Here is a 12,319-nt window from a genome sequence, read left to right as displayed (position 1 = left end):
GGGCCGGCGGGTTGGGCATCCCGGGGCCCGCGCGGGGCTAACCCGGCGTCCTGCCGGGTTGCCCACGGCTCACTGCCTGCGCTCGGCCATCGTGGTTAACGGGGCGCTGCAGATCAACATCAAGAGCAAGATGGCGGCCTTCCGGCCGGCCTGGTGCCGGGCTCTGTAGCCGCTGCCGAGTCTGGGAGGCAGCACTGGCGCCGTGGAGTGTCAGGTGTATTTATATCGATGCTGATGGTCAGCGTCCGCTGCCGAGCCTGCGGCAGCGGCTACAGAATGGGCATCCTGTAGCCGCCATCGGGGGAGGGTTCAATGTGCCGGTTTGAGCTGGGCAGTGGCGTTGGCGCGGGTGATGACGGTGAGGATCGACAGGGCGGCGATGACCAGGCCGGGGGAGGTGGCCAGGAGGACGCCGGTGGTGCCGGCGCCGGCGGCGAGGATCTGGCCGGCGGCCAGGGGGCCGGCGACTGATCCCAGGCGGCCGATGGCCACGGCCGCGCCGACGCCGGTGGCGCGCACGGAGGTGGGGTAGGAGGGCGGGGCCAGGGCGTAGAGCACCAGTTGCGCGGCCATCACAAACAGCCCGGCGGCAAACCCGGCAATCGCCATCGGCACAATGCCCACCGACAGCCCCACTCCGGCCAGCGCCGCCAGCAACCCGGCGTATACAAACAGCACCACCTTGAGCCCGTTGCAGCGGTCCAGCAGCAGGCCGCCAAGCAGCGAGCCGAGGGCGCCGCCGATGTTGAACAGCATCTGCACCAGGCCCGCCTGGGGTTTGCTGAAGCCTTGTTCGAGCAGCAGCGACGGCAACCAGTTGAGCAGCATGTACATCACGGTCAGGGTGAAGAAATAACTCAGCCACAAGGCCAGGGTGCTGCGCGCGCGACCTTCGCCGAACAGCGCCTGGGCCGTGGAGGCTCGGCTGTTGCCGGCGCTGGCGGTCTGTTGGCGGAAGGCAGTGGATTCCGGCAGCAACCAGGCCATCAGCGGCACCACCAGCAGCGGCACCAGGCCGCCGATGATGAAGGTGGTCTGCCAATGTTCACTGGAGAACATCGCCACCACCGCTGCCAGCGCACCGCCCAGGGGCACGCCGCAGTACATGACGCTGATGGCCGTGCCCCGGCGGCGTTCGCTCACCGCTTCGGCGCACAGGGCGATCAGGTTGGGCAGCGCCGCGCCCAGGCCGAGGCCGGTCATGAAGCGCACCAGCAGCAGGCTTGAATAGCTCTCGACGTACGCCGTGCACAGCGAGAACAGGCCGAACAGCAGCACGGCGCCGACCAGGATTTTCTTGCGTCCGATACGGTCGGCGACCCAGCCACCGAAGAACGCCCCGGGCAGCAGGCCGATGATCCCGGCACTGAACACCCAGCCCATCATCTTCGGGTCCAGGGCAAAGCTCTGGCGCAATCCGGCGGCGGCGGTGCCGGCCGCCTGCAGATCGAACCCCTCGATCAGCGCAACGATAAAGCACAAAGCGATGGTCAGCGTCGAACGACGCGATGGACTGTCCATGGGCAAACCTCATTGTTGTTTTTGTTGTGGTGGCAAGCCAGGCGTCGGCTCTGAATGCATCGGCGTTGCTGGCTGGCGATTAAGATAACAAAGATAACTAAAAAATGAATAGCGTCATGATGTCAGGCAAAAAATACAAATAAACTCATATGAATCAAATGATTAACCTATCAATCCAGATGCAACTAAAAAATAGATAATATTATTAATGTTCGATTATCGGTCATTGGCGATTGACGAGAGCCCCTGGCTGTTTCCATTCTCTGTCCGCGACGTTGGCTGCAAGGCCCTCGCTCAACACCTAAAACAACAACAAAAAATGGACATTGAACATGCCAAAACTCCCCACCGACGCCGTTGCGGCTGCGTCAGCTTCCCGTGTGTCCAGTCTCCATCCGGGCCTGGCCCTGGCCTTGCTGGGTGCGAGCCTGTTGCCCGGCCACCTCTGGGCCGCGGGTTTTGTCGAAGACAGCCACGGCACCTTGACCCTGCGCAATTACTACCTGGATCGCGACTACAAGGACGACGGCGCGAAGACCGCCGCGCGGGAATGGGCCCAGGGTTTCATCATGAACATGGAGTCGGGATTCACCGAAGGCACCGTCGGCTTTGGTCTGGATGTGCGCGGGCTGCTGGGGGTCAAGCTCGATTCCTCGCCGGACCGCAGCGGCACCGAACTGCTGCCGGTGTCGGCCAGCGACAAGCGCGCCGCGGATGACTACTCGCGGCTGGCGCCCACCGCCAAACTGCGGTTTGCCCAGACCACGGTGAAGACCGGCGATGTCTCGATCTTCCTGCCGTTCGCCTTTGCCAGCCCGTCGCGCCTGCTGCCGCAGACCTTTCGCGGCACCACCCTGAGCTCCAAGGACATCGACGGCCTGACCCTCAACACCGGCTACATCGACCGCATCAACAAGCGCGACTCCACCGACTACCAGGCCATGACCATTGCCTCGCCCAACCGGCGTTTCAATGCCACCGCCACCACCTCGCACCTGGCGTATCTGGGGGGCGATTACCAGGTCAACCCGGACTTGAGCCTGCGCGCCTATCACGCTGAAGTGGCCGACCTCTACCAGCAGGACACCCTGGCCCTGCTGCACAATCTGCCCCTGGGCAATGGCGTGCTGACCAGCGACCTGCGCAGTTTTTTCAGCCGTGAAGACGGCAGTGCCAAGGCCGGCAAGGTCGACAACCGCAACCTCTCGGCGTTGTTCGGCTACAAGTTCGGTGGGCACCGCGTGAGCCTGGGCTACATGCATTCCACCGGCGACACGGCCACGCCCTACATCTCCGGCACCGAGTTGATGGGCATGAGCGAGCTGACCATGAGTTCGGACTTTCTCAACGCCAAGGAGCGTACCTGGCAAGCCATCTACGACTACGACTTCGCGGCGTCCGGCTTGCCCGGGCTCAAGAGTCGGCTGCGTTACGTGCGCGGCGACAACATCGAGCTCGCGGCCTTCAACGCCGAGGAGCGCAAGGAGCGCGAGTTCCAGATGGAGCTGGGGTACGTGGTACAGAGCGGCCCGCTGAAAAACGTCGGGCTGATGGCGCGCAAGTCGATCTACCGCAATGATTTCCCGGCGGGCGCGGCGTTCCGCGATGAAAACCAGACCCGCTTCCTGGTGCTCTACACCTTGCCGATCTGGTAAGCCCTCAAGCGAGCTGCAGCAATGTGCCGGCCGTGTGCCGGCACCTTGCGTTCAGTCCTGATACACCTTCTTCAGCAGGCGCAGCAGCTCTTCGCGTTCCTCGCCGCTCAGGGCCGAGGTGGAGTCGAGGTCGCTTTGCGCGGCGATCTGCTTGAGCTCCTTGAGCAGGGTTTCGCCGGTCTTGCTCAGGAAGATCCCGTAGGAGCGCTTGTCCGGTTTGCAGCGCACCCGCACCGCCAGCGCGCGGCTTTCCAGCTTATTGAGCAACGGCACCACTTGTGGCGGTTCGATGGCCAGGGCGCGAGCCAGGTCGGCCTGCATCAGTCCCGGGTTCTGGTCGATGATCGCCAGGGCCGAGAATTGCGCCGGGCGCAGATCATGGGCCGAAAGCCGGCCGATCAGGTTCTGGAACAACTTGAGCTGGGCGCGGCGCATGGCGTAGCCAATCAGTTCGTCCAGTGCCGAATCCAGCGGCGCCTGAACCTCGGCGTTGGCGGGTGGGGCCTCGCGCAGGTCGGCGAGGGGAGAGGGCTTGGCCATGGCAAAAACATCCTGGGCGGTTAACAAGGCTATCTAGTTTGCCGGGGTTGGCGGCTGATAGCTACGGTTGCCTGTATGAGCAGTCTCTGCAGAAGGTTTTTATCCAGGGGAGAAAAAATTGGTTAATTCAATTAATAGTTAATTGACATAACTATATTTGCGGTTTAATTTCGAATCATCTTCAAGCCCAGAACAAGAGAGCATCGCCATGAGCAATTACGAAGGTCGCTGGACAACGGTCAAGGTCGAAATCGAAGAAGGCATCGCGTGGGTCATTCTCAATCGCCCGGAAAAACGCAACGCCATGAGCCCGACCCTGAACCGGGAAATGATCGACGTGCTGGAAACCCTGGAGCAGGATCCGGCCGCCGGCGTGCTGGTACTGACCGGTGCCGGCGAAGCCTGGACCGCGGGCATGGACCTCAAGGAATACTTTCGCGAAGTGGATGCCGGCCCGGAAATCCTCCAGGAAAAAATCCGCCGTGAAGCCTCCCAATGGCAATGGAAACTGCTGCGCATGTACGCCAAGCCGACCATTGCCATGGTCAACGGCTGGTGCTTCGGTGGCGGCTTCAGCCCGCTGGTGGCCTGCGATCTGGCGATCTGCGCCGACGAAGCGACCTTCGGCCTCTCGGAAATCAACTGGGGCATCCCGCCGGGCAACCTGGTGAGCAAGGCCATGGCCGACACCGTGGGCCATCGCCAGTCGCTGTACTACATCATGACCGGCAAGACCTTTGGCGGGCAGAAAGCCGCCGAGATGGGCCTGGTCAACGAAAGCGTGCCCCTGGCCCAATTGCGCGAAGTCACGATCGAACTGGCGCGCAACCTGCTGGAGAAAAACCCGGTGGTGCTGCGCGCAGCCAAGCATGGCTTCAAGCGTTGCCGCGAGCTGACCTGGGAGCAGAACGAAGATTACCTGTACGCCAAGCTCGACCAGTCGCGGCTGCTGGACACCGAAGGTGGGCGCGAGCAGGGCATGAAGCAGTTCCTCGACGACAAGAGCATCAAGCCCGGCCTGCAGGCGTACAAACGCTGAGCCCGGCAGGCGAATAGCGGGCGCATCCCGCTGTTCGCTGCGCCGCCCTGGCGCTACTGTTACACCGCTGCGCTGCATTCCCGACAAAGACAAAAAGAGGAATCACCATGCTGGACGTGCCCCTGCTGATTGGTGGCCAGTCGCGCCCCGCCGGCGACGGTCGAACCTTCGAACGCCGCAACCCGGTGACCGGCGCTGTGGTTTCGCGCGTGGCCGCCGCGACCCTGGAAGATGCCGATGCCGCCGTGGCGGCGGCCCAGGCTGCATTCCCCACCTGGGCGGCCCTGGCCCCCAATGAGCGGCGCAGCCGCCTGCTCAAGGCCGCCGAGCAATTGCAGGCGCGCAGTGGCGAATTCATTGCCGCCGCCGGCGAGACCGGGGCCATGGCCAACTGGTACGGCTTCAACGTGCGCCTGGCGGCCAACATGCTGCGTGAAGCGGCGTCGATGACCACCCAGATCAATGGCGAAGTCATCCCCTCGGATGTCCCCGGCAGTTTCGCCATGGCCCTGCGCCAACCCTGCGGCGTGGTGCTAGGCATCGCACCATGGAACGCCCCGGTGATTCTCGCCACCCGGGCCATCGCCATGCCTCTGGCCTGCGGCAACACCGTGGTGCTCAAGGCTTCCGAACTGAGCCCGGCGGTGCACCGCCTGATCGGCCAGGTGCTGCAGGATGCGGGCCTGGGCGATGGCGTGGTCAACGTTATCAGCAATGCCCCGGCGGATGCCGCAGCCATTGTCGAGCGCCTGATCGCCAACCCGGCGGTGCGGCGGGTCAACTTCACTGGCTCGACCCATGTCGGGCGGATTGTCGGCGAGCTTTCGGCGCGCCACCTCAAGCCGGCCCTGCTGGAACTGGGAGGCAAGGCGCCGCTGCTGGTGCTGGATGACGCCGACCTGGACGCGGCCGTTGAGGCCGCCGCCTTTGGCGCCTACTTCAATCAGGGGCAGATCTGCATGTCCACCGAGCGCCTGATCGTCGATGCCAAGGTCGCCGATGCCTTTGTCGCCAAGCTGGCGGCCAAGGTCGAGACCCTGCGGGCCGGCGACCCGGCGGCCGAAGATTCGGTGCTCGGCTCCCTGGTGGATGCCAGTGCCGGCACACGGATCAAGGCCCTGATCGACGATGCCCTGGGCAAGGGCGCGCGGCTGGTGGTCGGCGGGCAACTGGACGGCAGCATCCTGCAGCCGACCCTGCTCGACGGCGTCACCGAGCAGATGCGCCTGTACCGCGAGGAGTCCTTCGGCCCAGTGGCGGTGTTGCTGCGCGGCAGCGGTGATGAAGAGCTGTTGCGCCTGGCCAACGACTCCGAATTCGGCCTGTCGGCGGCGATTTTCAGCCGCGATACCGGGCGCGCCCTGGCCCTGGCGCAGCGGGTTGAGTCGGGCATCTGCCATATCAACGGCCCCACCGTGCACGACGAAGCGCAAATGCCGTTTGGCGGCGTCAAGTCCAGCGGCTACGGCAGCTTTGGCGGCAAGGCCTCGATCGAGCACTTCACCCAATTGCGCTGGGTCACCTTGCAGAACGGCCCACGGCACTACCCGATCTGATCCGTCGCCACGGGCCGCGGCGCGATTGCGCCCGCCGCCCGTGTGCAGGCCAGGCATAACAATAACAAGGCCGCAGCCACCGGCTGCCATGCTTGCCAGCTGTCGCCCTGCGTGCGCGGCGCAGGCGTGCCTTGATGGAGGACATGTACGTGAGTTCCGAATTCAGAGCGCCATCCCCACCCGCGGCCAACCCGCCGCGTTACCGCCAGGTGTCCATTGGCCGGCCGGCGGTTGCGGTCAGTGAAGAGCAGGGCGTGCTGCATATGCGCTCCCTGGAACCCCTGGCCCCGTTGCCGGATCGGTTGCTCGATCGCCTGGTGCACTGGGCCCGGGTACGCCCCGAGCAGACCTTTATTGCCGCGCGCGAGGCGGGCGGCGACTGGCGCCGGGTCAGCTATGCGCAGATGCTCGACAGTGTGCGGGCCATCGCCCAGGGCCTGCTGAGTTACGGGCTGTCGGCCGACAAGCCGCTGGCGCTGCTCTCGGGTAATGACATCGAACACCTGCAACTGGCCCTGGGCGCGATGTACGCCGGGATTCCCTATTGCCCGGTGTCGCCGGCCTATTCGCTGCTGTCCCAGGACTTTGCCAAACTGCGCCACGTCTGCGACCTGTTGCAGCCGGGGCTGGTGTTTGTCAGCGATGCCGGCGCTTACCAGCGCGCCATCGACGCCGTGCTGCCGCCCGAGACGCCGCTGATCAGCGTGCGTGGCCAGGTGCCGGGGCGGCGTCAGGCGAGCTTCGCCAGCCTGCTTGCAGAGCCCGGTGGCGCCGAGGCCGATGCGGCCTTTGCCGCCACCGGCCCGGACAGCATCGCCAAGTTTCTCTTCACCTCGGGCTCGACCAAATTGCCCAAGGCGGTGATCACCACGCAACGCATGCTCTGCGCCAATCAGCAGATGCTGTTGCAGACCTTCCCGGTGTTCGGTGAAGAGCCGCCGGTGCTGGTGGACTGGCTGCCGTGGAACCACACCTTCGGTGGCAGCCATAACGTCGGCATCGTGCTCTACAACGGCGGCAGTTTTTACCTGGACGACGGCAAACCCACGGCCCAGGGCTTCGCCGAAACCTTGCGCAACCTCAAGGAAGTCTCGCCCACCGCCTACCTGACCGTGCCCAAGGGCTGGGAAGAACTGGTCAACGCCCTTGAACAGGATGGGGAGTTGCGTGAGTGTTTTTTCAAGCGCATGAGCCTGTTCTTCTTCGCCGCCGCCGGGCTCTCGCAAAGTGTCTGGGACCGCCTCGACCGGGTCGCCGAGCAGCACTGCGGCGAACGCATCCGGATGATGGCCGGGCTGGGCATGACCGAGGCTTCGCCGTCCTGCACCTTTACCACCGGGCCCTTGTCCATGGCCGGCTACATCGGCCTGCCGGCGCCGGGGTGCGAAGTGCGCCTGGTGCCGGTGGACGGCAAGCTCGAAGGGCGTTTTCGCGGACCGCACATCATGCCCGGCTACTGGCGCGCAGCGCAGCAGACCGCCGAGGTGTTCGACGCCCAGGGCTACTACTGCTCGGGGGATGCGCTCAAGCTCGCCGACGCTCATGACCCGCAACTGGGGCTGATGTTCGACGGGCGCATCGCCGAGGATTTCAAGTTGTCGTCCGGGGTGTTTGTCAGCGTCGGCCCACTGCGCAACCGCGCGGTGCTTGAAGGCTCGCCCTATGTCCAGGACCTGGTGGTGGCAGCGCCGGACCGCGAATGCCTGGGGGCTTTGGTGTTCCCACGGCTGTATGAATGCCGCCGGCTGGCCGGGCTGGCCGCCGATGCCAGCGACGCCCAGGTGCTGGCCAGCGCGCCGGTGCGTCAGTGGTTCGGCGACTGGTTGCAGCGCCTGAACCGTGAGGCTAGCGGCAATGCCAGCCGCCTGGAGTGGATCGCCCTGCAGGTGGAGCCGGCGTCCATCGACCGTGGGGAAATCACCGACAAGGGTTCGATCAATCAGCGCGCGGTGTTGCAGTGGCGCGCTGAGCAGGTCGAGGCCCTGTATCGCGGCCTGGAGCCGTCGATTCTGCGCGCCGGGCCCAAGCCATGAGTGGCAACGGGCAGTACGCCGGGTTTGCCGATGTGGCGATCTACGACGCGCTGCGCACGCCCTGGGTCGACCTCGGTGGCGACCTGGCAGAGATCTCGCCGATCGACCTGGGGATCAAGGTCGGGCGCGAGGTTCTGGCTCGCGCCGGCATCGATCCGCGGGCGGTGGACAGCGTGCTGGCCGGGTCCATGGCCCAGGCCAGTTTCGACGCCTACCTGCTGCCCCGGCATATCGGCCTCTACAGCGGCGTCGGGCAGGCGGTGCCGGCCCTCGGCGTGCAGCGCATCTGTGCCACCGGTTTCGAGCTGCTGCGCCAGGCGGCCGAGCAGCTGCGGGACGAGGTGCAACTGGCGTTGTGCGTGGCCAGTGAATCGATGTCGCGCAACCCGATTGCCGCCTACACCCATCGCGGCGGTTTCCGCCTGGGGGCGGCGGTGCAGTTCAAGGACTTTTTATGGGAAGCGCTGTACGACCCGGCGCCGGGGCTGGACATGATTGCCACCGCCGACAACCTGGCGCGGCGCTATGGCCTGCCCCGTGAAACCGTGGATGCCTACGCCTGCACCAGCCACCAGCGAGCCCTGGCGGCCCAGCAGGCGGGCTGGTTCGAGCCGGAAATCGTCGCCGTGCGCAACCAGACCTTCGAGCTCGACGGCTATCAGCCGCGCAGCATTCGGCTGCCGCGGGGTGTCGACTCGGTCAGTCAGGACAGCCATCCGCGCCCCAGCGAACAGGCGGCCCTGGCCCGGCTGCGGGCCATCCACGAGGGTGGGGTGCAGACCGCCGGCAACAGTTGCGCAGTGGTCGATGGCGCGGCAGCGGCCCTGGTCGGGCGGGCGTCGGCGTGCAGTACTACGCCCCTGGCGCTGTTGCTGGCCAGTGCGGTGGTTGGGGTGGCGCCGGAGTTCATGGGCATCGGCCCGGCCCCGGCGATTCACCTGCTGCTACAGCGCAGCGGCCTGAGCCTCGAGCAGATCGGCCGCATTGAAATCAACGAGGCCCAGGCGGCCCAGGTGCTGGCCGTGGCCCGGGAGCTGGAGCTGGACGGCGAGCGCCTCAATGTCCAGGGCGGCTCCCTGGCCCTGGGCCATCCCCTGGCCGCCAGCGGCCTGCGCCTGGTGCTGACCCTGGCCCGGCAACTGCGCGAGCACAACCTGCGCTACGGGATCGCCGCCGCCTGCGTCGGGGGCGGCCAGGGCATGGCGCTGCTGATCGAAAACCCGGCCTGGCGCGCCTGAGGCCGACCGGCCCGCCGACCCTGGCGGGCCACTCTTTTTCTACCCGATGAGGTGTCCCCATGTGGAGCTACCAGGCGCCCCTGCGCGATATGCAATTTGTCCTTGAGCACTGGCTGGAGGCGCCCGAGGCGTGGCGCCACAGCCCGGCGTTCGAAGCGCTGGACCTGCCGCTGGCGGTGCAGGTGCTGGAACAGGCCGCGCGTTTCAGTCAGGGCGTGCTGGCCCCGCTGAACGCCAGCGGCGATCGCCAGGGCTGCCAGTGGGCGGACGGGCAGGTCAGCACCCCGGACGGTTTTGCCGAGGCCTATCGGGCCTATGTCGAGGGTGGCTGGCCGGCCCTGGCCTGCGCCGAAGCCCTGGGTGGCCAGGGCCTGCCGCAGCTGCTGGACGCCGCGCTGCAAGAGATGCTCTACGCCAGCAACCATGCCTGGGCCATGTACACCGGCATCGCCCACGGCGCCTACCTGTGTCTCAAGACCCACGGCGAGCCCTGGCTGCAGGAGCGTTACCTGCCGGGGATCATCAGCGGCGAGAGCCTGCCCACCATGTGCCTGACCGAGCCCCAGGCCGGCAGTGATGTCGGCCTGTTGCGCTGTCGTGCCGAACCCCAGGCCGACGGCAGTTATCGCCTGAACGGCAGCAAGTTGTTTATCTCCGGCGGCGAGCACGACCTCACCGACAACATCCTGCACCTGGTGCTGGCCCGACTGCCGGGCGCACCCGAGGGCAGCCGGGGCATATCGCTGTTCCTGGTGCCCAAATACCTGGAACAGGGCGAGCGCAGCAGCGAGGGCAGAGGCGAGGGCAGCAGCGAGCGCAACGGCGTGTGCTGCGACGGTATCGAACACAAGATGGGGATCAAGGGCAGCGCCACCTGTTCCCTGGTGTTCGAGGCGGCTCAAGGGTGGCTGGTGGGGGAGGCTAATCGCGGCCTGGCGGCGATGTTCGTGATGATGAATTCGGCGCGGCTGCACGTGGGCCTGCAAGGCCTGGGGCATGTCGAAGCGGCCTGGCAGAACGCTCGCGACTACGCCGGCGAACGCCAGCAGATGCGGGCGCCGCTGCGGCCCGCCGGCGTTGCCGCCCAGGCCGCCGACCCGATCCGCTATCACCCGGCCATGCGCCGCGTCCTGCTGGAATTGCGCGCCACCAGCGAAGGCCTGCGCGCCATCGGCTACTGGGCCGCGCACCTGCTGGACCAGGCCGAGCAGCACCCCGATCCCCTGGCCCGGCAGCAGGCCGAACAGCTGGCGCAACTGCTGACGCCGATCATCAAGGCCTACTTCACCGAGCAGGGCTTTCGCCAGGCCAGCAACGCCTTGCAGGTCTTCGGCGGCTACGGCTATGTCACCGAGTTCGCCATCGAGCAGACCCTGCGCGACAGCCGCATCGCCATGATCTACGAAGGCAGCAACGAGATTCAGGCCAACGACCTGCTGCTGCGCAAGGTGCTGGGGGATCGGGGGCAGGCGTTCGACCTGTTGCTGGCGCAACTGCATGCCGAAGCCGGGCGGGGCGCCACTGTGGCCGAGTGCGCTGGCTTTGCCGGACAGTTGGCCAGCCTGGGTCAGGCGCTTGAAGGGTTGGTGGACGAGGTGTGTGAGTGGGCGTTGGAGGATGTCGAATATCCGTATCGCGCAGCTGGGGATTTTCTTCAGCTGTGCGGCTTGAGTTTGTTGGCATTGGCCTGGGCTCGGGCAGCGCGGGTCTCGCGGGGTTTGCCTGAAAGCGATCCGTTGCGCGTGGCTAAGCTGGAGACGGCTGGGTTCTTTTTCAGCTACCTCTTGCCCCAGGCGGAGCAGCGGATAACGGCTGTGCGTGGGGCGCGGGCGGCGTTGGCGTTTATCTGAGGCTATTGGATCCATTGGGCGCCACTTTTACTGTGGTGAGGGAGCTTGCTCCCGCTGGGTCGCGTAGCGGCCCTAAAACCTGCGCCTTGTGTTTATGGGTGTACATATCCATTGCTGCGGTTGTGGCTGCTATGAGTTCCGCCCTTACGGCGGGTCACTTTCGAAAAGCGCGAAAGTAACCAAAGCGCTCTTGCCCCACCACTCGGTGCCTCGCTTAGGCTCGGCATGCCCGAACGAAGGCATTGATCCGTGGGCCGCCGCGATGGGCCATCCCTGGCCCAGCGCGGCTAACCCGGCGTCCTGCCGGGTTACCCACGGCTCACTGCCTGCGTTCGGCCAGCGTGGTTTAACGGGGCACCCAGATCAAAAGCAAGAGCGAGGCGGCCCTCCGGCCGGCCTGGTTTCCTGGAGCCGCTGCCGTGGTGCGTAACCCTGTGGTGAGGGAGCTTGCTCCCGCTCGGCCGCGCAGCGGCCGCAAAACCTGGGTCCGCGATCTATCTGTAGGAATGAGGTTTTGGCCATTGGGGCGGCTACGCCACCCAGCGCGAGCAAGCTCGCTCGCCACAAAAGCGCTCGGCATATCGAGATTCATCGCCAGGCATAAACCCCCTGTGGTGAGGGAGCTTGCTCCCGCTCGGCCGCGCAGCGGCCGCAAATCCAGAGCCCGCGATCGATCGGTAGAAATGAAGTTGCAGCCATTGGGGCGGCTGCGCCACCCAGCGGGAGCAAGCTCCCTAGCCACAAACGCCCGCGGCATATCGGGATTCATCGCCAGGCATAGACTCCCTGGCCACTGGGGTGCTCAGCAGCCATGGCCGATAATCGCCCGTTAATGCAGGTGCGCTCGTAAATCCATAACTGATTGATTTATATATAAATTAAGTTTT

8 protein-coding genes are annotated in these 12,319 nt (G+C 65.6%); 6 read left to right on the top strand and 2 right to left on the bottom strand.

Annotated features, from left to right (window positions below; genetic code table 11):
• Positions 1-309: 309 nt before the first annotated feature.
• A complete protein-coding gene (mhpT, locus tag ACOZJV_RS33145; protein WP_078468595.1) occupies positions 310-1,521 on the bottom strand; it encodes a 3-(3-hydroxy-phenyl)propionate transporter MhpT in 1,212 nt (403 codons plus the stop codon).
• 332 nt (positions 1,522-1,853) lie between these two features.
• Between mhpT and ACOZJV_RS33140 the strand changes: the two genes are divergently transcribed.
• Entirely contained in the window at positions 1,854-3,176 is a 1,323-nt protein-coding gene (locus ACOZJV_RS33140) for an OprD family porin (protein ID WP_078468596.1), read from the top strand.
• A gap of 51 nt (positions 3,177-3,227) precedes the next feature.
• Here ACOZJV_RS33140 and ACOZJV_RS33135 read toward each other — a convergent pair whose 3' ends face one another.
• Complete coding sequence (locus ACOZJV_RS33135) at positions 3,228-3,716, bottom strand: MarR family winged helix-turn-helix transcriptional regulator (protein WP_078468597.1); 489 nt, start codon at positions 3,714-3,716, stop codon at positions 3,228-3,230.
• Between the two features lie 208 nt (positions 3,717-3,924).
• On the opposite strand from ACOZJV_RS33135, the gene ACOZJV_RS33130 reads away from it, so the two are divergent.
• From ACOZJV_RS33130 to ACOZJV_RS33110, 5 genes are all read left to right on the top strand, one after another.
• Entirely contained in the window at positions 3,925-4,755 is an 831-nt protein-coding gene (locus ACOZJV_RS33130) for a p-hydroxycinnamoyl CoA hydratase/lyase (protein WP_010567568.1), read from the top strand.
• A 107-nt stretch (positions 4,756-4,862) separates the two neighbouring features.
• Complete coding sequence (locus ACOZJV_RS33125; protein WP_078468598.1) at positions 4,863-6,311, top strand: aldehyde dehydrogenase; 1,449 nt, start codon at positions 4,863-4,865, stop codon at positions 6,309-6,311.
• A gap of 149 nt (positions 6,312-6,460) precedes the next feature.
• Complete coding sequence (locus ACOZJV_RS33120; RefSeq protein ID WP_421549446.1) at positions 6,461-8,344, top strand: feruloyl-CoA synthase; 1,884 nt, start codon at positions 6,461-6,463, stop codon at positions 8,342-8,344.
• On the top strand, positions 8,341-9,582 hold the full coding sequence (locus tag ACOZJV_RS33115; protein WP_421549445.1) for a thiolase family protein: 1,242 nt from the start codon (positions 8,341-8,343) through the stop codon (positions 9,580-9,582). The genes ACOZJV_RS33120 and ACOZJV_RS33115 overlap by 4 nt, the downstream gene beginning before the upstream one ends.
• A gap of 59 nt (positions 9,583-9,641) precedes the next feature.
• Positions 9,642-11,432, top strand: a complete 1,791-nt coding sequence (locus ACOZJV_RS33110) for an acyl-CoA dehydrogenase family protein (protein ID WP_421549444.1) — start codon at positions 9,642-9,644, stop codon at positions 11,430-11,432.
• The last annotated feature ends 887 nt before the right edge of the window (positions 11,433-12,319 follow it).

The sequence above is a fragment of the Pseudomonas sp. QD4 genome (genome assembly GCF_049199125.1).
Lineage (GTDB): Bacteria > Pseudomonadota > Gammaproteobacteria > Pseudomonadales > Pseudomonadaceae > Aquipseudomonas.
This window is presented reverse-complemented; position numbering and strand designations above follow the sequence as displayed.